The 19,279-nt window shown below is 73.1% G+C and carries 15 protein-coding genes; 7 read left to right on the top strand and 8 right to left on the bottom strand.

Going from position 1 to position 19,279, the window contains the following annotated elements:
* Positions 1-102 precede the first annotated feature (102 nt).
* Genes ACZ619_RS00820 through ACZ619_RS00810 form a run of 3 tightly spaced genes read left to right on the top strand, consistent with a single transcriptional unit; the run spans position 103 to position 2,668 of the window.
* Positions 103-1,545, top strand: a complete 1,443-nt coding sequence (locus ACZ619_RS00820; protein ID WP_469592585.1) for a S8/S53 family peptidase — start codon at positions 103-105, stop codon at positions 1,543-1,545.
* A 35-nt stretch (positions 1,546-1,580) separates the two neighbouring features.
* On the top strand, positions 1,581-2,180 hold the full coding sequence (locus tag ACZ619_RS00815; protein ID WP_469592583.1) for an RNA polymerase sigma factor: 600 nt from the start codon (positions 1,581-1,583) through the stop codon (positions 2,178-2,180).
* A complete protein-coding gene (locus tag ACZ619_RS00810) occupies positions 2,177-2,668 on the top strand; it encodes a hypothetical protein (RefSeq protein WP_469592581.1) in 492 nt (163 codons plus the stop codon). The genes ACZ619_RS00815 and ACZ619_RS00810 overlap by 4 nt, the downstream gene beginning before the upstream one ends.
* 6 nt (positions 2,669-2,674) lie before the next feature.
* Here ACZ619_RS00810 and ACZ619_RS00805 read toward each other — a convergent pair whose 3' ends face one another.
* Together ACZ619_RS00805 and ACZ619_RS00800 are read right to left on the bottom strand one after the other, a co-directional pair.
* A complete protein-coding gene (locus tag ACZ619_RS00805) occupies positions 2,675-3,961 on the bottom strand; it encodes a cytochrome P450 (RefSeq protein WP_469592579.1) in 1,287 nt (428 codons plus the stop codon).
* A gap of 322 nt (positions 3,962-4,283) precedes the next feature.
* A complete protein-coding gene (locus ACZ619_RS00800) occupies positions 4,284-5,111 on the bottom strand; it encodes an N-formylglutamate amidohydrolase (RefSeq protein WP_469592577.1) in 828 nt (275 codons plus the stop codon).
* Positions 5,112-5,155: 44 nt separating this feature from the next.
* On the opposite strand from ACZ619_RS00800, the gene ACZ619_RS00795 reads away from it, so the two are divergent.
* The gene (locus tag ACZ619_RS00795) at positions 5,156-5,497 is read left to right on the top strand and encodes a DUF5713 family protein (protein WP_469592575.1); all 342 of its coding nucleotides are present in this window, start codon (positions 5,156-5,158) and stop codon (positions 5,495-5,497) included.
* A 4-nt stretch (positions 5,498-5,501) separates the two neighbouring features.
* On the opposite strand, the gene metX is transcribed toward ACZ619_RS00795, so the two are convergent.
* The 5 genes from metX to ACZ619_RS00770 all read right to left on the bottom strand — a co-directional run bounded on the left by metX (position 5,502) and on the right by ACZ619_RS00770 (position 12,315).
* Positions 5,502-6,626, bottom strand: a complete 1,125-nt coding sequence (metX, locus tag ACZ619_RS00790; protein ID WP_469592573.1) for a homoserine O-acetyltransferase MetX — start codon at positions 6,624-6,626, stop codon at positions 5,502-5,504.
* Positions 6,627-6,646: 20 nt separating this feature from the next.
* Positions 6,647-8,011, bottom strand: coding sequence for a bifunctional o-acetylhomoserine/o-acetylserine sulfhydrylase (locus ACZ619_RS00785; protein ID WP_469592571.1), 1,365 nt, complete (start codon positions 8,009-8,011; stop codon positions 6,647-6,649).
* A gap of 303 nt (positions 8,012-8,314) precedes the next feature.
* A complete protein-coding gene (locus tag ACZ619_RS00780; protein ID WP_469592569.1) occupies positions 8,315-8,671 on the bottom strand; it encodes a Scr1 family TA system antitoxin-like transcriptional regulator in 357 nt (118 codons plus the stop codon).
* 119 nt (positions 8,672-8,790) lie between these two features.
* On the bottom strand, positions 8,791-11,007 hold the full coding sequence (locus tag ACZ619_RS00775) for an NADP-dependent isocitrate dehydrogenase (RefSeq protein ID WP_469592567.1): 2,217 nt from the start codon (positions 11,005-11,007) through the stop codon (positions 8,791-8,793).
* Positions 11,008-11,220: 213 nt separating this feature from the next.
* Positions 11,221-12,315 (bottom strand): mechanosensitive ion channel family protein, encoded by a 1,095-nt coding sequence (locus ACZ619_RS00770; RefSeq protein WP_469592565.1) that lies wholly within the window; start codon positions 12,313-12,315, stop codon positions 11,221-11,223.
* A 183-nt stretch (positions 12,316-12,498) separates the two neighbouring features.
* Here ACZ619_RS00770 and ACZ619_RS00765 point away from each other — a divergent pair, with 183 nt between their 5' ends.
* Together ACZ619_RS00765 and ACZ619_RS00760 are read left to right on the top strand one after the other, a co-directional pair.
* Positions 12,499-14,352, top strand: a complete 1,854-nt coding sequence (locus ACZ619_RS00765; protein WP_469592563.1) for a cytochrome P450 — start codon at positions 12,499-12,501, stop codon at positions 14,350-14,352.
* A gap of 70 nt (positions 14,353-14,422) precedes the next feature.
* Complete coding sequence (locus tag ACZ619_RS00760) at positions 14,423-15,850, top strand: FGGY family carbohydrate kinase (RefSeq protein ID WP_469592561.1); 1,428 nt, start codon at positions 14,423-14,425, stop codon at positions 15,848-15,850.
* 207 nt (positions 15,851-16,057) lie between these two features.
* On the opposite strand, the gene ACZ619_RS00755 is transcribed toward ACZ619_RS00760, so the two are convergent.
* Complete coding sequence (locus tag ACZ619_RS00755) at positions 16,058-17,041, bottom strand: lysylphosphatidylglycerol synthase transmembrane domain-containing protein (protein ID WP_469592559.1); 984 nt, start codon at positions 17,039-17,041, stop codon at positions 16,058-16,060.
* 228 nt (positions 17,042-17,269) lie between these two features.
* Between ACZ619_RS00755 and ACZ619_RS00750 the strand changes: the two genes are divergently transcribed.
* A complete protein-coding gene (locus tag ACZ619_RS00750; protein WP_469593250.1) occupies positions 17,270-19,135 on the top strand; it encodes an ABC transporter ATP-binding protein in 1,866 nt (621 codons plus the stop codon).
* Positions 19,136-19,279: the final 144 nt, after the last annotated feature.

Genomic DNA, 19,279 nt, shown 5'->3' with positions numbered 1-19,279 from the left:
GTAGTGGCCTGGGCATACATGCCCCACTGGTTTGACGCTGTATCAAGCGGCCGGCTGGTGACTCTGACTGAAGAACGCCGCTTCTGGGGGAGGAGACAGGCCATGGCACCCAAGCGATTCCACGAGCAGTTCGATCAGATCCAGCGCTCGATGCCGGACGTCCCGCTGGCGATCGGGCCGGACGACGCGGCCGAGTACTACTACGAGAAGGGGGTCGTCCTCGCGCGCGACGGCGAGGAGGCACGGATCGTCGAGGACACCGTGCGCGCCCACTTCACCACGACCACCGGCCTGCTCGCCGACGACGTACGCAGGGCCGGCCCGGAGACCAACCGCACCGGCGTCACCCGCATCCAGGTGGGCGACCCGAACCACGGCGACCACACCGGCGACCTCGCCGTCCGCCACGCGCTGCGCGCCCTGCGGCACAGCGAGGGCCGCGCCGGCCGCCGCCTGGTCAGCCGCAACCACGTCGTGTCCACCACCGGGAACGCCAACGCCTGCGCGCCCAGCGAGCCCGTGCCCGCCCTGCTCAGCCAGACCCCCAACCCGCAGGCCAAGAGCGGCGGTCACGACCCCGCCACCGCCGTCGGTGTCCTGGTCATCGACACCGGACTGGTGCACGACTACCGCTCCTACCCGCTCCTCGGCCACGCCCAGGGCGACCCGCAGATCGCCGAGACGGACGCCGACGGAAACCTCCAACTCTACGTCGGCCACGGCACGTTCATCGCCGGACTCGTCGCCGCCCTCGCCCCCAACACCGACATCACCGTCACCAACACCCTCAACGACGCGGGCGCCATCCTGGAGTCCGAGTTCGGCGCCAAGCTCTTCGAGGCGGTCGACCGGCACGGCTGGCCGGACGTCATCAGCCTCTCCGCCGGCACCCCCAACGGCAGCACCGAAGGGCTGCTCGGCGTCGAGAGCTTCATGCGGGCCCTGCGCGACCGGTCCACCCTGCTCGTGGCCGCCGCCGGCAACAACGGCAGCGCCACCCCCTTCTGGCCCGCCGCCTACGCCGCCCTGCCCGGCTACGAGAACGTCGTCCTCTCGGTCGGAGCCCTGCGCAGCGACGGCGAGTACGGCGCCTGCTTCACCAACCACGGCGCCTGGGTCGACGTCTACGCCCCCGGCGAGCAGCTCACCGGCGCCCTGGCCGGCTTCGACACACCCGTGCCGTACGTCTACCAGCACACCACCTATGACGCCTGCCGGTTCGGCTTCACCTACGCCTGCACCTGCCAGTACCCACGCCACACCGGCGTGCTGACCGACACCGGGACGACCAGCCCCGGCAAACCGGACCAAGTGATGTTCGAAGGGTTCGCACAGTGGAGCGGAACGTCGTTCGCCACCCCCATCGCCGCCGGCCTCGTCGCCGACCGGATGACCACGACCAACGAGACCGACCCGCGCACGGCACGGGACCGACTCATGGAGAGCGTCACGGAGTACGCCGAGGTACGCGGCGCCCATGTGCCGGCGCTGCGCCCGGCGAACTGGCGGCCGGTCCCCGTCGAGCAGCCGGCCACCGCGACCTGAGGTCCGGAACACTCCCCTCCACGGCGTACGATGACATGCCGTACCCGAGGGGTGGGACCGTGGACCGAGCAGAGGTCGGCGCGTTGGTCCAGTCCGCAGTCGACGGCGACGCGGCGGCCTGGAAGGCGCTCGTGGAAGGGCTGAGCCCGCTGGTGTGGTCGGTGGTGCGCGCGCACCGGCTCTCCGACGCAGACGGGCACGAGGTGTACCAGACCGCGTGGTTCCGGTTCGCCCAGCACCTGAGCCGGATCCGGGAGCCCGAGAAAGCGGGTTCCTGGCTGGCCAGCACGGCCCGCAACGAGTGCCTCAAGGTGATCAGGGCGACGAACCGGCTGCTGCCGACCGACGACCCGCAGGTCCTCGACCGGGTCAGCGACGACCGGACACCCGAACAGTTCCTGATCGACGCCGAGGACGAGGAGGCCGAGGCCGAGCGGATCCGGCTGGTGTGGCAGGAGTTCGAGGAACTCGGCGACCGTTGCAGGCAGTTGCTGCGCGTGCTGATGTCCTCGCCGCCGCCCAGCTATCTGGAGGTGTCCGTCGCGCTGGGCATCGCCGTGGGCAGCATCGGCCCGCTGCGCCAGCGTTGTCTGCGCCGGCTGCGCGCCCGGCTCGACGCGAGGGGAGCGCTGTGAGCGACGACGAGTTCCCGGTGGAGGGGGACGCACCGGACGCCTTCGACGACGCCGGCTTCGACGCGGACTCCCTGGAGGAGGAGCTGCGCCGGGCGGCCGCCGTCCTCGACCCGCTCCCCGCCGATCTGCTGCAAGTGGCCATGGACGCCTACGTGTTGCACGATTTTGAGGCCCGGGTCGCCGAGCTGACCTTCGACTCACTGGTGGACGCCGTCCCGGTCAGGGGCGCCGAGGACCCGCCCCGGATGCTGACCTTCCGGGCGGGCGGGCTGACCGTGGACGTCGAGGTGACGGGCGACGGACTGTTCGGGCAGGTGCTGCCCGCGCAGTCCGCGCGCATCGAGGTGCTCGGCGGCCCGGCGGCGGCGCGCCCGCTCGCGGTCGACGGCATGGGCCGCTTCCGCAGCGACACCCCGCCCACGGGCCCGTTCGCCCTGCGGCTGCGGACCGACGGCGATGTCGTCGTGACGGAGTGGCTGCGGGCCTGAGCGCCCTCACCACACCACGGGCAGCCTCAGCGGTCCCCGGATCATCGTCTTCCGGCGCCACCGCACGTCCTCGGCCGGCACCGTGAGCCGCAGCCCCGGCAGCCGGTCCAGCAGCGTGTCCACCAGCAGCTCGGTCTGGAGCCGGGCGAGGACCGCGCCGGTGCAGTAGTGCGGGCCGTTGCCGAAGGCCAGGTGCGGGCTGACGGCCCGGTCGGGGTCGATCCGGTCCGGGTCCGGGAAGGCGGCCGGGTCCCGGTTGGCGGCCAGATAGGAGACGTACACCGGATCACCTGCCGCGATCCGCGTGCCGTCGCCCAGCTCGACGTCCTCCAGGGCGATCCGGGCCAGCCCGACCGTGCTGCGGTGCGGGATCCAGCGCAGCAGCTCGTCCAGGACCGGGCCGCGCTCGGCCGGCCGCTCCCGCATCCGCGCCATCAGCTCGGTCCGGGTGAGCATCAGGAACAGCATCTGGCCGCAGTTGTGGGTGACCGCCTCGCCGCCGATCTGGAGCGGGCCGGCCAGCCCCACGGCCTCCTCCTCGCCGATCTCGCCCCGGGACACGGCGGCCCCGAGCAGCGAGTACACGTCCTCGTCCGGGCTGCCGGCACGCGCGCGCACCGCCTCGGTGATCCACCCGTAGAGCCCCTGCTTGGCGGCGTCGGCGGCCTCGACGCCGCCCGAGGTGGAGATGATCTGCCGGGTCCAGGCGTGCACCCGGGCCCGGTCGGCCTCCGGCACCCCCATCACCTCGCTGACCACGGTGATCGGGAACGGCTCCAGCACCCGCTCGATCAGATCGGCGGGCGGCCCGTCCCGTACGACCCCGTCCACCAGGCCGTCCAGGACCTCCTGCGCCCGGGGCCGCAGCCGCTTCATCGCGCCCACCGTGAAGGCACCGGCGAGCGGCTTGCGCAGCCGGTTGTGGTCGGGCTGGTCGGCCCAGGCCAGCGAGCCCGGACGGGGCTTGAAGTGCGGGGCGAGCCGGGTCACCTGGCGCCGGGTGACCTCGGCGCGGCTGAACCTCGGGTCGTTGGTGACGGCCTTGACGTCCTCGTACCGGGTGGCGAGCCACGCCCAGCCCTCGCCGAACGGCAGCCGGATGCGCGTCACCGGACCCTCGGCCATCAGCGCCGCGAGGACCGGGTCGAACTCCGTGCCCTCCAGATCGAGCGCGGGCCAGTCCCGTACCGGCGGCGCGGCCTCGCAGAGGGAGGCGGTCTCGCCCAGGGGCACGGCCTCGCACAGGGGCGGGCCGGTCTCCGTCGTGGTGGGCGCGGTGATGTCCGTCGTCATGCCTCCACCGTCGTACGGCCCGCCGACGGTGTCCTGCGGGAATGCTCCAGCCGGATGGGGCCGACGAGGCGCCGACGGCGTTTGCGGCACGGCGTTTGCGGCACGGCGTCGGCGGCACGGCGGCGGCGACGCGGGGTCGGCCGTCGGCGCCCGTGTCCAGCCGGAGCCGGAGCCGGAGCCGGAGCCGGAGCTGGAGCTGGAGTCGGAGTCGGAGTCGGAGTCGGAGCCGGTGGCCGCCGTGGTCAGCGGTCGGCTCGGTCAGTGTCCGGCCGAGTCGGTGCGTGGTGGGGTCGGTTGCCGGCCGAGTCGGTGCGTGGCGGGGTCAGTGGGTGGCCGCGTCGACGAGTGCGGCCAGCGCGGTGGCGAGCCGGTGCAGGCCCGGTCCGGCCGGGCCGCCGGGCTCGGTCATGTAGGTGTCCCGCCGGATCTCCACCATCAGCGCGCCGACCCGCGCGTCGCTCCCGTAGTACTCCAGCGGCACGTACGTCCCGCTGAACGGACTGTCCAGCCCCGTCTCCCCGCACTCCGCGAACGCCTTCCGCGCCGCCCGCGCCAGCCGGTCCGGCGTGTGGAAGCGGTCCGTCCCCAGGCACACCGGCGGCCGTGGCCCCGCCCCGTGCAGCTCGTAGGGCAGCGCCCGCTCGGGATAGGAGTGCACGTCGATCACCAGGGCCCGGCCGGTCGCGGCCAGCCGTCCGGCCACCGCCTCCGTCATCGCCCCGGCGTACGGCCGGAAGTACCGCTCGACCAGCGGCCCGGGATCGAACCCCGCCGGCCGCAGCACACCGCGGTGCGTGGTCCGCGTGTAGACGGCCCCCATCCCGACGGCGAGCATCTCCTCCCGCTCGTCCGGGAACCGCTCCGGGTCGACGACCAGCCGCGACAGCCGGTTGACGAACCGCCACGGGGTGACGCCGGCCAGCGAGGCCGCCGCGCCCGCGATCAGGTCCGTGTACGCGTCGGTGATGTGGTCCAGTTCCCGCTCCAGCTCGGCGTCGTCGAGCACGATGCCGGCCCGTACGGCGGCCGGGACCGCCCGGGCCGCGTGCGGGACGTGCAGGATCACGGGGGACCGGGCGGCGCCGGGGAGGAGTTCGTACGACGGCTGGGACACGGGCTGCTCCGGGGCGTTGTCAGTGGCGGGGTGCATGATCAAGGTGTCACATCGACCACGGACGAGGGTGGGGCGTCACCATGCCGGTCAGCAATCCCCGGATCACCGGGCACGAGTTCCTCGCGGTCCTGTACGAGGACGGGTACTTCCCCGACCAGGTGGTGGACCGCGGCAGGGAGATCCTGGTCCGGCTGTGCGAGCGCATCGAGGCGGACCGCCCCGCCGACCTGACCGCGCTCTACGTCCTGACCCACGCGGCCACCGAGGAGTTCAACGCCCTGGAGGCCGAGTTCGAGGCGGCCGGCAGCGAGATCGAGACCGTGGCCCGCGAGGAGATAGGCGGTGACTTCTGGGTCGTCGCCCAGGCATACGGCTTCGCGGACGCGGACACCGAGGAGCTGATCGCGCCCCGCGAGTGGTGAGCCGTCAGCCGAGCAGTTCCCGCACCAGCGCGCCCACCTGCCCCGTCTCGATCAGGAACCCGTCGTGGCCGTACGGCGACCTGATCAGCCGGAGCCGGTCCGCGGACGGGATCAGCGCGGCCAGTTCGGACTGCTGGGCCGGGGGATAGAGCCGGTCGGAGTCGACGCCCGCGACCAGGGTGCGGGCCGTGACCCGGCCCAGGGCGGCGCGCACCCCGCCCCGGGCGCGGCCGACGTCATGGGCGTTCATCGCCTCCGACAGCGCCACGTAACTGCCCGCGTCGAAGCGCCGTACCAGCTTGGCCGCGTGGTGGTCGAGGTACGACTCGACCTGGTAGCGGCCGCCGCGGAGGGGGTTCTCGGTGTCCTGCGGGCTCCGGCCGAAACGGATGCCCAGCTCGGGTTCGCTGCGGTAGGTGACGTGGGCGATCCGGCGGGCCAGGCCCAGACCGGCGAGCGGGGCGCGGCCGGTGCCGTGGTAGTCGCCGCCCTGCCAGTCGGGGTCGGCGCGGACCGCGGTGAGCTGGGTGTTCGCCCACGCGATCTGCTCGGCGCTGGCCGCCGCCGTCGTGGCGAGCAGCAGCAGCGCGCCGACCCGCCCGGGGTAGGACACCGCCCACTCAAGGGCCCGCATCCCGCCCATCGAACCGCCCACGACCAGCGCCCACCGTTCGATGCCCAGGGCGTCGGCCAGCCCGGCCTCGGCGGCGGCCTGGTCGCGCTGGGTCAGCGGGGGGAAGGCACCGCCCCAGGCACCGCGCCCGTCGGGCCGCGGGGAGGAAGGGCCGGTGCTGCCCTGACAGCCGCCCAGCACGTTCGGGGCGACCACGAACCAGCGGTCGGTGTCCAGCGCCAGCCCCGGCCCGACCACCGCGTCCCACCAGCCCGGGGTCGGATGGCCCGGTCCGGCGGCACCGGCGACATGGCTGTCCCCGGTGAGCGCGTGCAGCACGAGCACGGCGTTGGAGGCGTCCGGGGCGAGCCGGCCCCAGGTCTCGAACGCCAGCCGTACGCCGGGCAGTTCACCGCCGGCCTCCAATGGCAGCGGCCGCTGTGCGACGTACCACCGGCGCCGGCCCACGGGATCCCCCTCCCGCCAGGCCCCGACGGCCGGCGGGAGGGGGAGCACGGGACGCCGCGGTACGGCGTTCAGGACGCGGCGCCCTTGGCCGCGCGGAAACCGGCCTCCAGGTCGGCCTTGAGGTCCGCGAGGTTCTCGATGCCGACCGACAGCCGCACCAGGCCCGGCGCGGTCCCGGTGGCCGTCAGCTGCTCCTCGTCCAGCTGGCTGTGGGTGGTGGACGCGGGGTGGATGATCAGGCTGCGGACGTCACCGATGTTGGCGAGGTGGCTGAACAGCTCGACGGCGTCCACGAACCGCTTGCCCGCCTCGACGCCGTCGCGCAGTTCGAAGGAGACGATCGCGCCGGCACCGTTCGGCAGGTACTTCTGCCCCGCCTCGTACCAGCGGCTGGACGGCAGGCCCGGATAGTGGACGGTGGCGACCTCGTCGCGCTGCTCCAGCCACTCGGCGAGCGCCTGGGCGTTGGCCGAGTGCCGCTCCAGCCGCAGGCTGAGCGTCTCCACGCCCTGGAGCAGCAGGAACGCCGAGTGCGGGGAGAGCGCCGGGCCGAGGTCGCGCAGCAGCTGCACACGCAGCTTGACGGCGAAGGCACCCGGGCCGAGCGCGGGCCAGTACCGCAGGCCGTGGTAGCTCGGGTCGGGCTCGGTGAAGTCGGGGAAGCGGTCGGAGTGCGCGCCGAAGTCGAAGCTGCCGCCGTCGACGACCACACCCGCGATCGCCGTCCCGTGCCCGCCGAGGAACTTGGTCGCCGAGTGCACCACGATGTCCGCGCCGTGCTCCAGCGGCCGCAGCAGGTAGGGCGTCGGGACCGTGTTGTCCACGATCAGCGGCACGCCCGCCGCGTGCGCCACGTCCGCGACCGCCCGCACGTCGAGGACGTTGCCGCGCGGGTTGCCGAGCGTTTCCGCGAACAGCGCCTTGGTGTTCGGCCGGACCGCCGCCCGCCAGGCCTCGGCGTCGTCCGGGTCGTCCACGAAGGACACCTCGATGCCGAACCTCGGCAGGGTGTGCCGGAGCAGGTTGTACGTGCCGCCGTACAGGGACGTGCTGGAGACGATGTGGTCGCCCGCGCCCGCCAGGGTCAGGATCGCCAGGGTCTCCGCGGCCTGCCCGGACGCCAGCGCCACGGCCGCGACCCCGCCCTCCAGCGAGGCGATCCGCTGCTCGAAGACGTCCTGGGTGGGGTTGTGGATGCGGGTGTAGATGTTGCCGGGCTCGGCGAGCGAGAACAGGTCGGCGGCGTGCTGGGTGTCGCGGAACACGAACGACGTGGTCTGGTAGATCGGCGTCGCCCGGGCGCCGGTCGCCGGGTCCGGCACCGCCCCGGAGTGGACCTGCCGGGTCTCGAAGGACCAGGCCGGGGCGTCGGCCCCGGCGGGGGCCTCCTCGGGCGTGTGCCCGGCGGTGACGGAGTCGATGGGCTGGCTCATGGTGCTGCTCCTCGTGCGGGTGCGGGGTGTGCTCGGGCGCGTGGCATGCCGACGTGCCGGAAGACGAGGGAAGGACGAGGGAAGGACGGGGAAAGGCAGAGACAGGCAGAGACAGACGGAGAAAGGCGGGGGAACTGCGGGGGAACTGTGGGCCGGGGCGCAACGTCAGCCCTCGCGGCGACACCCCATGGCGGTGACGCGCACGTAGTCGATGTGACGGCGGGTCACGAGCACGGTCATACGAGGAGGCAACCACAGTCGGTCACCGCGCACCAGAGATACGCGAACCACGACATACAGCCGTCACGAAAGCCCGACGGTCAGGGCTGGACCAGGGGGGTGGGCCGGGTGAGGCGGCACTTCGTCGGGTTCGTTGGGGCGTACCGCGGCGATCACCGAACGGGCGCAGTCCTCGGTCTGCAACAGGCCGTGCACGGTCCCCGGTTCGTACGAACGCAGGGCGCGGGCGTCGGCCTCCAGGCCCGCGTAGATGGCCGTGCCCGAAGGCAGTACCTCGCCGTAGTGGGCCCACCAGCCCTGCCGCTGGGCGTCCTTGTGGATCTGCATCACCGTCTCGGCCCGGTCCGGATCGGTGACGCCGTACCACTGGAGCAGATCCCGCACGTCCCGGGCCCTGATCGGGGCCCGGCCGGTCTCCACCCGGCTGATCTTCGGCAGCGCCCGCCCGGTTCCCCGGGAGGCGGCCGCCGGGACATGCGTCCGCCCCGGCCGGGGGTGCCGACCGGGGCGGAGCGGGAACGCGTGGAGCGGGCTTCGGCTCAGAGGGCCGTGAGGGCCGCGTTCCAGGTGGCCGACGGGCGCATGACCGCGTCCGCCTTGGCCTTCTCGGGCTGGTAGTAGCCGCCGATGTCGGCCGGCGAGCCCTGGACGGCGAGCAGCTCGTCGACGATCGTCTGCTCGTTCGCCGTGAGCGTCTCGGCGAACGAGACGAACGCCTTGGCGAGCTCGGCGTCGTCGGTCTGCCCGGCCAGCTCCTGCGCCCAGTACAGGGACAGGTAGAAGTGGCTGCCGCGGTTGTCGATGCCGCCGACGCGACGGGTCGGGGACTTGTCCTCGTCGAGGAAGGTCGCCGTGGCGCGGTCGAGGGTGTCGGCCAGCACCTTGGCGCGGGTGTTGCCGGTGAACTCGGCGTACTGCTCGAAGGACGGGACGAGCGCGAAGAACTCGCCGAGCGAGTCCCAGCGCAGGTAGTTCTCCTTGACCAGCTGCTGGACGTGCTTCGGCGCGGAGCCGCCGGCGCCCGTCTCGAACAGGCCGCCGCCCGCCATCAGCGGGACGACCGACAGCATCTTGGCGCTGGTGCCCAGCTCCAGGATGGGGAAGAGGTCGGTCAGGTAGTCGCGGAGCACGTTGCCGGTGACCGAGATGGTGTTCTCGCCGCGGCGGATGCGCTCGGCCGACAGCTTGGTGGCCTCGATCGGGGAGAGGATCCGGATGTCCAGGCCCTCGGTGTCGTGCTCCGGCAGGTACTGCCGGACCTTGGCGATCAGCTGCGCGTCGTGCGCGCGGCCCTCGTCCAGCCAGAAGACGGCCGGGTCGCCGGTGGCGCGGGCGCGGGTGACGGCGAGCTTCACCCAGTCCTTGATCGGCGCGTCCTTGGTCTGGCAGGCGCGGAAGATGTCACCGGCGGCGACCGCCTGCTCGATCACGACGTCGCCGGCCGCGTCGACCAGGCGGACCGTGCCGGCGGTGGCGATCTCGAAGGTCTTGTCGTGGGAGCCGTACTCCTCGGCCTTCTGCGCCATCAGGCCCACGTTCGGGACCGTGCCCATGGTGGACGGGTCGAAGGCGCCGTTGGCCCGGCAGTCCTCGATCACGGCCTGGTAGACACCGGCGTAGGAGGAGTCCGGGATCACCGCGAGGGTGTCGGCCTCCTGGCCGTCGGGGCCCCACATGTGGCCGGAGGTGCGGATCATGGCCGGCATCGAGGCGTCGATGATGACGTCCGAGGGCACGTGCAGGTTGGTGATGCCCTTGTCGGAGTCGACCATCGCGAGGGCCGGGCCCTCGGCGATCTCCGCGTCGAAGGAGGCCTTGATCTCGGCGCCCTCGGGCAGGTTCTCCAGGCCCTTGAGGATGCCACCGAGACCGTCGTTCGGGGACAGGCCGGCCGCCTTGAGCGTCTCGCCGTGCTTGGCGAACGTCTTCGGGAAGAAGGCGCGCACCACGTGACCGAAGATGATCGGGTCGGAGACCTTCATCATCGTGGCCTTCAGGTGCACGGAGAACAGCACGTCCTCCTGCTTGGCGCGGGCGATCTGCGCGGCCAGGAAGTCGTTGAGCTGCGCGACGTGCAGCACGGAGGCGTCGACGACCTCGCCCGCGAGGACCGGTACGGACTCCTTGAGGACCGTGGTGGTGCCGTCCTCGGCGACCAGCTCGATCTTGAGCTTGCCGGCCTCGGAGATCACCGCGGACTTCTCGGTGGAGCGGAAGTCGTTCTCGCCCATGGTCACCACGTTGGTCTTGGACTCGGAGGTCCAGGCGCCCATGCGGTGCGGGTGGGTCTTGGCGTAGTTCTTGACCGAGGCGGGGGCGCGGCGGTCCGAGTTGCCCTCACGCAGGACCGGGTTCACGGCGGAGCCCTTGACCTTGTCGTAGCGGGCGCGGATGTCGCGATCCTCGTCCGACTTCGGGTCGTCCGGGTAGTCCGGGAGGGCGTAGCCCTTGCCCTGGAGCTCGGCGACGGCGGCCTTGAGCTGCGGGATCGACGCCGAGATGTTCGGCAGCTTGACGATGTTGGCCTCGGGCGTCTTCGCCAGGTCGCCCAGCTCGGCCAGCGCGTCCGGGATGCGCTGGTCCTCGTTCAGGTACTCCGGGAAGTGGGCGATGATGCGTCCGGCCAGCGAGATGTCGCGGGTGTCCACGGCGACACCGGCCTGCGAGGCGTACGCCTGGACCACCGGCAGGAACGAATGCGTCGCCAGGGCCGGGGCCTCGTCTGTGTAGGTGTAGATGATGGTCGAGTCAGTCACCGGGTGCTCCGCTCCACGTCTGCAACATTGCTCGACATCAAGATATCTCGTGACCGCCCCGGGCTCGACAGGGGTCCGGCGACTCGGCGGATCGGATTTCCGGAGGCCATGACAAACAGCCGATCACCGGGAGCCGGGAGCCGGGAGCGGAGCTGGAGCCGGAGGGGCCCGGTCCCGGGTGTGTACGTTCCGTGTCCGGGCCGGTCGCCGGTGTTACTGGTCCGCCGGTGCCGCGGGGGAGGGCAGGTCGTCCGTGGTGCGCTGGTGCGGGATCACCACGGTGCCCTGCTGGAGTGCCACCGTGCGGGCCGGGGCCGGGATGCGGATGCCCTCGTCGCGGTAGCGGCGGTGCAGGCGCTTGATGAACTCGTGCTTGATGCGGAACTGGTCGCTGAACTCGCCGACGCCGAGGATCACCGTGAAGCCGATCCGCGAGTCGCCGAAGGTGTGGAAGCGGATGGCCGGCTCGTGCTCCGGGACCGCGCCGGTGATCTCCTTCATGGTCTCGGCGATGACCTCCTGCGTGACCCGCTCGACGTGGTCCAGGTCGCTGTCGTAGCTCACCCCCACCTGCACCAGGATCGTCAACTGCTGCTCGGGACGGGTGTAGTTGGTCATGTTCGTCTTGGCCAGCTGGCCGTTGGGGATGAGCACCAGGTTGTTGGAGAGCTGGCGGACCGTGGTCTGGCGCCAGTTGATGTCCACCACATAGCCCTCCTCGCCGCTGCTGAGCCGGATGTAGTCGCCCGGCTGGACGGTCTTGGAGGCGAGGATGTGGATGCCCGCGAAGAGGTTGGCGAGGGTGTCCTGGAGGGCCAGCGCCACCGCCAGACCGCCCACGCCGAGGGCGGTGAGCAGGGGCGCGATGGAGATGCCCAGCGTCTGGAGCACCACCAGGAAGCCGATCGCCAGGACCAGCACCCGGGTGATGTTCACGAAGATCGTGGCCGAACCGGCGACCCCGGAGCGGGACTGGGTGACCGACCGCACCAGGCCCGCGATCACCCGCGCCGCCGACACCGTCACCGCGAAGATGAGCAGCACCCGCAGGCACTGGTTGGTGTGGTGCTGGACCGTCCTCGTCAGCGGCAGCACCGCCGCCGCGGCCGCCGCGCCGCCCGCGATCGCCGCCCACGGGACCACCGTGCGCAGCGCGTCCACGACGACGTCGTCGCCGCTCCAGCGCGTCCGCTTGGCGTGCCTGGCCAGCCAGCGCAGCACCCCGCGCGACAGAAAGGCCAGCAGCAGACCCGCCGCCAGCGCGATGCCCGCCAGGACCAGGTCATCGACGGTGAGCGCTCGGTTCACCGGTTACCTCCCATTCGAATGTGCAACCTCTCATCCTGCCGTATCCGCACAGGAGTTCGTACCGGGCGTCCGTCGGACCGGCTGTGTCCAAGCTGCCGACTTGCTTTCACTGTGCGGGAGTCGGGTTCCCCTGGGCCGCCGGGAGGGCTTGGCTCCTGCGCCGGCCCACTGCGGCTGCGGCACATGGACCGCCGCGCCCGCCTCACCGCGTACCTGCGCGCGCGCCTCGCCCACGACCCGCCGCCCGTGCCGCTGCCCGCCCTGCTCACCGAGCGGGAGCGGGCGTACTGCCTCCAGGGCACCTTCTTCAACACGGCCGTGGTGCAGATGTCCGAGGCCACGGCCCATCCGCTGCTCGCCCTCGCCACCCACCCCGAGGCGCAGGACCGGGTCCGGCCGGCCGGACCCGGCCGCCCCGCGCACCCGGACCCCGACCACCTCGGCCACGTCCTCGACGAGACCCTCCAGCACTTCCCGCTGTTCGGCGTCGCCCACCGGATCACCACGGACGAGATCCCGCGCGACGGCCGCCCCGCCATCCCGGCCGGCTCGGTCCTGCTCTTCAACTACCCCGAGTACCAGCGCCCGGGCACGTCCGGGGCGGACCGCTTCGACCCCGACCACCGGCTGTCGGGGGACGCCCGGCCCACCGCCTCCATCCCGTTCGGCGTCACCGCCAACCGGCCCTGCCCGGCCCGCGGCTTCGCCGTACTGACCATGCGGGTGGCCGCCGAGGAGGTGCTCCGGCGGTTCCGGCTGGAGTCCACCGCCGAGCACACCCGCTCGCTCCCCGGCCGCGGCCCCTGCCGGCTGGTCGTGGTGGTCGCCGGGCGCCTCGGCCGGCCGCCGGTCGTCGGCGAGGTGATCGCCGGCGTCCTGCTCGGCCCGTCCCTGTTCGGGCTGGTCGCCCCCGGCGCGTCCGACGCGGTCCTCCCGCCCGAGCTGAAGCCGGTGCTGTACGTCGCCGGGCGGATCGGGCTGGTGGCCCTGATGTTCCACGCCGGGTACGAGTTCCGGGCGCACGCGGGCCGCGGACTCGCCGGTACGGCGGTGGCCGTGTCGGGGGCCGGGATCGTCGTTCCCCTCGCCCTCGGCGCGGGCCTGGCGCTCATGGCCCACGGACACGTGGACATCTTCGTCCACGGGGTCCCGGTCTGGATCACGGCGGCCTTCGTCGGCGTGGCCCTGGCGATCACCGCGTTCCCGATGCCGGCCCGCATCATCACCGAACGCGGCCTGTCCGGTTCCCGCTACGGCACCCTCTCGCTGGCCTCGGGCGCCACCGACGACGCCGTCGCCTGGACCATGCCGGCCGCGGTGCTCAGCGCCGCCGCCGGCGACCCGGCCCAGGTGCTGACCACGGTCGGCGGCGCGCTGCTGTTCGGGGCGGTGCTGTTCGGCGCGGGACGCCCGCGGCCGGCCCTGATCGTCGACCCGCCCGGACTGCGCGACGACACCCGGCCGCCGGGCACGGTCGCGGTGCTGTTCGGCGCCGCCTGGTTCACCGACGTCATCGACCTGTACGCGGTGTTCGGCGCCCTCTGCGTCGGCATGGCCATGCCCCGGGGCGAGACGGCCGAACGTCTGGTCCGGACCACCCAGTCGGTGACCCAGGTGGTCTTCGTCCCGATGTTCTTCACCTACTCCGGCCTCAACACCCGCTTCGACGTGTTCGCCGACCCCGCCGTGCCGGCGTTCGGCGTGGCCGCCGTGGTGCTGGCCGTCGCGGGCAAGTTCGGCGGCTGCTGGGCGGCGGCCCGGCTCAGGGGCGAACCGCCGTCGGTGGCGGTCCGGGTCGGCGCGCTGATGAACGCCCGCGGGCTGATGCAGCTCATCGCCCTGAACGTCGGCCCGGCCGCCGGGATCGTCAGCGACGCCCTGTTCTCCGCACCGGTGCTGGTCGCCCTGGTGACCACGGTGATGACCGTGCCCGTCCTGTCCTGGCTCGACCGGTGGGACGCCGACCGGGCACCCACCGGACCCCGGGCCGCGCCGGGGCAGCCGGAGGCTCCCGCCCGTCCGCTCCAACTCCCTTGACGAAGCGACCTGTTGACGCAGCCTGCCGCCCGGCGGCAGGCTGTCGCGCAGTGATCGTCAAGGAGGCTCGATGACAGGTCCGGTGCTCGCGATCGACCAGGGTACGTCCGGTACGAAGGCCCTGGTGATCTGTCCCGAGAGGGGCGTCATCGGCACCGGATTCGCCGCCGTACAGCCCCGGCACCTGGCCGGCGGCCTGGTGGAGGCCGACCCCGAGGAACTGTACGGCTCGGTGCTCGTCGCCGGGCACCGGGCGCTCGCCGAGGCCGGTGAGCCGGTGACCGCGCTGGGCCTGGCCAACCCGGGCGAGACCGTGCTCGCCTGGGACCCCGGCACCGGCCGTCCGCTCACCGACGCGATCGTCCGCCAGGGCCGCCGGGCGGAGCGCGTCTGCGCGGAACTCGCCTGCCATGAGCCGGAGTTGCGGGCCCTTACCGGCCTGCCCGTCGCGCCCCGCTTCGCCGCGCCCAAGATGGCCTGGATCCGCCGGCACCTCACCTCCGAGGGCGTGGTCACCACCACCGACGCCTGGCTGGTGCACCGGCTCACCGGCGCCTTCGTCACCGACGCCGCCACCGCGGGCCGTACCCAGCTGCTCGACCTGCGCCGGGTGGAATGGTCACCCCGGGCCCTCGACATCTGGGGACTGTCGGGCGAACGGCTTCCCGAGATCGTCGACAACTCCCAACTCGTCGCGACGACACCGGCGTTCGGGAAGAACCTGCCGCTGACCGGCCTCGCCGTCGACCAGCAGGCCGCCCTGCTCGCCCAGCGCGTCACCGAACCGGGCGCCGCCAAGTGCACCTACGGCACCGGGGCGTTCCTGCTCGCCCACGCCGGCGACACACCCCGGCACGGCGTCTCCCGGCTGGTCGGCTGTGTCGCCTGGCGGCTGGCCGGACAGACCAGTTACTGCCTGGACGGCCAGGTGTACACGGCCGCCTCCGCCGTCCGCTGGCTCACCGACCTCGGTGTCATCTCCGGCGCGGGCGACCTCGACCGGGTCGGCGGCACCGTCCCCGACGCCGGGGGCGTCACCTTCGTACCGGCACTGGCCGGACTCGCCGCTCCCTGGTGGCGCGGCGACCTGCGCGGCTCGCTCACCGGGCTCGGCCTCGACACCGCTCCGGGGCATCTGGTGCGCGCGCTGTGCGAGGGCCTCGCCGCCCAGGTGGTGGAGCTGGCCGAGGCCGCCGCCGGCGACCTCGGCACCCCGCTGACCGCGCTGCGCGTCGACGGCGCCCTGACCCGTTCGGCACTGCTCATGCAGACCCAGGCCGACCTGCTGCAACGCCCGGTCGAGGTGTCCGCCCTGCACGACGCCACCGCCCTCGGCGTCGGCGCCCTGGCCCACCTCGGAGCCGACCCCGCCGACATCCTGCCGGACGGCGGACCGTCCGCCGTCTACGAGCCCCGCATCCCGGCGGACGAGGCGGCCGACCGGCTGGGCGTCTTCCGGGCCGCCGTCGCCGGGATGCTGGCGGCGACGCCCGTATGACGCCCGGCGCGCCCGGCGCTCAGCCGTCCGTGAAGGTGCCGTGGCGGCCCGACGTGCCGCCCGCACCCCACGGCACCGCCGCCCGCGCCTCCTCGTCCGCCTCGAACTCCCGGAAGGCGGCGACCGGTTAGGCCGCCCGCTTCCTTTCATCGGGCGTCCGTCGGGCATCCGTCGGGCGTCCGTCGCACGGTGGCGCGGGGCCGTCGCTCAGATGACCTTCAGCCGTACCAGCGCTCCCAGTGTCAGGGCTCCCGGCAGCAACGGCACCCACACGGTGATGATCCGGTACGCCAGCACGACCGCCGTGGCGACCGCCACCGGCGCCCCCGCGGCCACCAGCGCCACGATCAGCGCCGCCTCGACGGAGCCGATGCCCCCCGGCGTCGGGATCAGCGCCACGGCGACCGTGGCCGCCAGGTACGCCAGCGCCATGTGCGTGGGCGGCACCCGCAGGCCGAGCGCCTGCCCGACCGCGACCAGCCCGGCGGCCTGGAGCGCGGGGAAGGCCAGCGAACCGCCCCACAGCGCCAGCGCCCTGGCCGGACGCGTGTGCACCGAGCGGGCCTCGCCCAGGGCGCTGCGCACGAACCGCACCACCGGCTCGCGCAGCCGTCGTACCAGGAGCAGCACGGCCACCGCCACGGCCGACAGCGCGCCGGCGACGGCCAGGAGCGGTCCGGCGGTGCCGCCGGGGAGCAGGGCGTCGAGCCGGAGCGCGTCGGGGAAGGCGACGAACAGCACGGCCATCAGGCCCACCCGGGCGACCGACTCGGCGAGCAGGTACAGCGCGAGCGCCGCCGAGGAGGTGGCGAGCGGCACCCCGCAGACGGTCATGAACCGCAGGTTGACCGCGCCCGAGCCGAGGCCAGTCGGCAGCAGGTGGTTGGCCGAGCCCGCCGCGAGCTGGGTCGCCAGCAGCCGCCAGCGGGGCAGCCGTTGGACGACCGCGCCCTGCCGGGTGACGGCCGCGGCCACCCAGGTCAGACAGGTGGCGCCGCCCGCCGCCAGCAGCCAGGGCCAGGAGGCGCCGCGCAGGTGGCCGAAACCCTCGACCAGGACCGGCCAGTGCCGCACCGCGACGACCACGACGAGCACGAGCGGACTCAGGGTGAGGACGTGCCGCACGGGGACACGGCGGACCAGCCGGGGGAGCCGGCTCTCACGGAGGTCGGGGATTCTTACCGCTGTCACACCGGGACAGGTTCTCCGCGCCGCCCCAACGGGGGGTGGCGGCGCAGGAGACACCGGATGACGGACGGGAAGCGGGTGGGGGTGAGGGCCCGTTCCGGGCTCCTGGCGCCCCGGCGGGGCCGGCGGAGGGGACGTCGGGTCCTTCGTTCCCGGGTCCTTCGTACGGGGGGACGGTGTGCGGACCTTGACCTCAACGAAGCTTGAGGTCCTACCTTCTCCTCCATGAGTATGGAGACCACCGCCTGGACGCAGCTGCACAGTGTGATGACCGCGCAGCAGGAACGGCGTCCGTTCGACCCGGCCACGCTGCGCCGTATCGCCGCCTTCGCCCGCCCGCACCGCAGCGGCATAGTCCGCTTCGTCCTGCTCGGCGTGGTGACCGCCCTGCTCGCGGTCGCCACCCCCGTCCTCGCCGGTCATGTCGTCGACGCGATCGTGGCGGGACACGACACCGGGGCGGTCGTACGGCTCTCGCTGCTGATCGCACTGGTCGCGGTCGCGGAGGCGGCCCTCGGGGTGCTCGGGCGGCGGCTCTCGGCGACGCTCGGGGAGGGACTCATCCTCGATCTGCGAACGGCTGTGTTCGATCATGTGCAGCGCATGCCCGTCGCGTTCTTCACACGCACCCGTACGGGAGCGCTCGTCAGCCGTCTCAACAACGACGTCATCGGCGCCCAGCGCGCCTTCGCCAACACCCTCTCCGGCGTGGTCAGCAACCTGGTCACGCTGGTGCTGACGCTCGTCGTCATGCTCACCCTGTCCTGGCAGATCACCCTGCTCGCGCTGGTGCTGCTGCCGGTCTTCGTGGTGCCCGCCCGCCGGATGGGCGGCCGGATGGCCCGGATGCAGCGCGAGGCCGCCGCGCTCAACGCGGCCATGGGCACCCGGATGACCGAGCGGTTCTCCGCGCCGGGCGCCACCCTGGTCAAACTCTTCGGCCGCCCCGGGGAGGAGTCCGCCGAGTTCACCGAACGCGCCGCCCGGGTCCGGGACATCGGGGTGCGCACCGCCACCGCCCAGTCGGTGTTCATGACCGCGCTCACCCTGGTCTCCTCGCTGGCCCTCGCCCTGGTCTACGGCCTCGGCGGCTGGTTCGCGCTGCGCGGCAGCCTCGAACCCGGCGCCGTGGTCTCCCTCGCCCTGCTGCTGACCCGTCTGTACGCCCCGCTCACCTCCCTCGCCGGGGCCCGGGTCGAGGTGATGAGCGCGCTGGTGAGCTTCGAGCGGGTCTTCGAGGTGCTCGACCTCAGGCCCCTGATCGAGGAGAAACCCGGCGCCCGCGAGGTGCCCGAGGGACCGGTCGCCGTCGAGTTCGAGGACGTCCGCTTCGCCTACCCGGCCGCCGACCAGGTCTCCCTCGCCTCCCTCGAAGAGGTCGCGGCCCTCGACGGCCGCGGCGGCGCCGAGGTCCTGCACGGCATCTCCTTCCGCGCCGAACCCGGCGAGACCGTCGCCCTCGTCGGCTCCTCCGGGGCCGGCAAGTCCACCGTCGCCCAGCTGCTCCCGCGCCTGTACGACGTGGACGAGGGCGCCGTCCGCGTCGGCGGGGTCGACGTCCGCGACCTGACCGCCGGCTCGCTGCGCGCCACCCTCGGCATGGTCACCCAGGACGGCCACCTCTTCCACGACTCCGTCCGCGCCAACCTGCTGCTGGCCCGCCCCGGGGCCACCGACGAGGAGCTGTGGGACGCCCTCGGCCGGGCCCGCCTCGACGAGGTCGTCCGGTCGCTGCCCGACGGCCTGGACACGGTGGTCGGCGAGCGCGGCTACCGGCTCTCCGGGGGCGAGCGGCAGCGGATGACCATCGCCCGGCTGCTGCTGGCCCGCCAGCGCGTGGTCATCCTCGACGAGGCCACCGCCCACCTCGACAACACCTCCGAGGCGGCCGTCCAGGAGGCGCTGACCGAGGCGCTGGAGGGGCGCACGGCCCTGGTGATCGCCCACCGGCTCTCCACCGTGCGGGCCGCCGACCGGATCCTGGTGGTCGAGGCAGGGCGGATCGTGGAGCGCGGCACCCACGACGAACTCCTCGCGGCGGACGGGCGGTACGCCGAGCTGTACCGCACCCAGTTCGCGGCCGCGACGGCGTCCTGAGGGGAGAGCGAGTGTTGTGCGAACCCTTGACGCGACTGGTCCGCACCCTTAGCTTCACGCCTTAAACAAAGCCTCACGGATGTGCTCGACACCCGCTGACCACCGTGGTGACGAGCACATCCGTGGTGCATCCCCCCGCGTGAA

Source organism: Streptomyces sp. NPDC104367 (assembly GCF_055583825.1).
The sequence above is the reverse complement of the archived record's forward strand: the minus strand, read 5'-3'. Positions and strand labels throughout refer to the sequence as shown.

Coding starts and splice junctions, on each gene's coding strand:
- ACZ619_RS00820 (WP_469592585.1), top strand. CDS start 103: ATGGCACCCAAGCGATTCCACGAGCAGTTCGATCAGATCCAGCGCTCG.
- ACZ619_RS00785 (WP_469592571.1), bottom strand. CDS start 8,011: ATGAGCCAGCCCATCGACTCCGTCACCGCCGGGCACACGCCCGAGGAG.
- ACZ619_RS00795 (WP_469592575.1), top strand. CDS start 5,156: ATGCCGGTCAGCAATCCCCGGATCACCGGGCACGAGTTCCTCGCGGTC.
- ACZ619_RS00815 (WP_469592583.1), top strand. CDS start 1,581: ATGCCGTACCCGAGGGGTGGGACCGTGGACCGAGCAGAGGTCGGCGCG.
- ACZ619_RS00750 (WP_469593250.1), top strand. CDS start 17,270: ATGGAGACCACCGCCTGGACGCAGCTGCACAGTGTGATGACCGCGCAG.
- ACZ619_RS00765 (WP_469592563.1), top strand. CDS start 12,499: ATGGACCGCCGCGCCCGCCTCACCGCGTACCTGCGCGCGCGCCTCGCC.
- ACZ619_RS00805 (WP_469592579.1), bottom strand. CDS start 3,961: ATGACGACGGACATCACCGCGCCCACCACGACGGAGACCGGCCCGCCC.
- ACZ619_RS00760 (WP_469592561.1), top strand. CDS start 14,423: ATGACAGGTCCGGTGCTCGCGATCGACCAGGGTACGTCCGGTACGAAG.
- ACZ619_RS00800 (WP_469592577.1), bottom strand. CDS start 5,111: ATGCACCCCGCCACTGACAACGCCCCGGAGCAGCCCGTGTCCCAGCCG.